Raw genomic sequence first — 975 nt, 5'->3', positions numbered from 1 at the left:
GGCCGTGCTGGCGCGCTTCGGCCTGGTGCGTGGCAGCTTCATTCCCCCAAAGGATCTGCGCGAGCTGCGCCTGGTCTCGCGCTACCGGCGCAAGCTCTCGGCCATCTGCTCCAGCCAGATCAACCGTCTGCACAAGATCCTGGACGATGCGGGCATCAAACTGGGTGCCGTCGTCAGCAATGTGAACGGCGTGTCGGCTCGCGCCATGGTTCGCGGCCTGATCCAGGGGCAGCCATTGCCTGCGCTGCTGTCGCACGCGCGCGGCGCGCTCAAGCTCAAGACCGAGGACCTGAAGGCCAGCCTGCAAGGCGAGCTCAGCGCTCGCCACCTGTTCGTGCTGCGCCACCTGCACGAGCAGATCGATCGGCTGCAGCACGAGCTGGACGAGGTCGACGCGTACTTGCTCGATGCCATGCAGCCCTACGCCTGGGCCCACCAGTTGCTCCAGACCATCCCTGGCATCGACCAGATCGCTGCCGCGTTGATCCTGATCGAGATCGGCGATGACATGACCCGATTCGGCTCGCCCCAGCGGCTGGCCAGTTGGGCTGCACTGAGCCCGGGCAACGACGAGAGCGCTGGCAAGCGCAAGTGCGGGCGCACCCGCCACGGCAACAACACCGTGCGCTACATCCTGTGCGAATGCGCCAATGCCGCGCGCATGACCAAGAGCACTCTGGCGTCCAAGTACAAAAGCCTGATGGTGCGCAAGTCCCACAAGAAGTCCATCGTTGCTTTGGCCCACAAGATGATCCGGCTGATCTACGTTCTGCTTTCGCGCCGCCAGCCGTATCTGGACCAGGCCATCGACTACGCCGCCATCAGCGCCGCAAAGAACGCTCCGCGCTGGATCAAGCAACTCAAGGCCATCGGCAAGTGGCCCTCTGTCGACAACCGCTCGGCTCACGCCGTCGCCTGATTCGCCGCTGATTTTCCGGGGTCGGGCCCAGCGGCTTTTCGATTCATGCTGCATGG

Annotated in this window: 1 protein-coding gene; it reads left to right on the top strand. The window is 64.4% G+C overall.

The features are described from left to right. A partial coding sequence (locus tag IE209_RS33620; RefSeq protein ID WP_189691198.1) for an IS110 family RNA-guided transposase occupies positions 1-919 on the top strand: 919 nt, incomplete at its 5' end. Between the last annotated feature and the right edge of the window lie 56 nt (positions 920-975).

Source organism: Pseudorhodoferax aquiterrae (assembly GCF_014652235.1).
In the GTDB taxonomy this organism is placed as follows: Bacteria; Pseudomonadota; Gammaproteobacteria; order Burkholderiales; family Burkholderiaceae_C; genus Pseudorhodoferax; species Pseudorhodoferax aquiterrae.
This window is presented reverse-complemented; position numbering and strand designations above follow the sequence as displayed.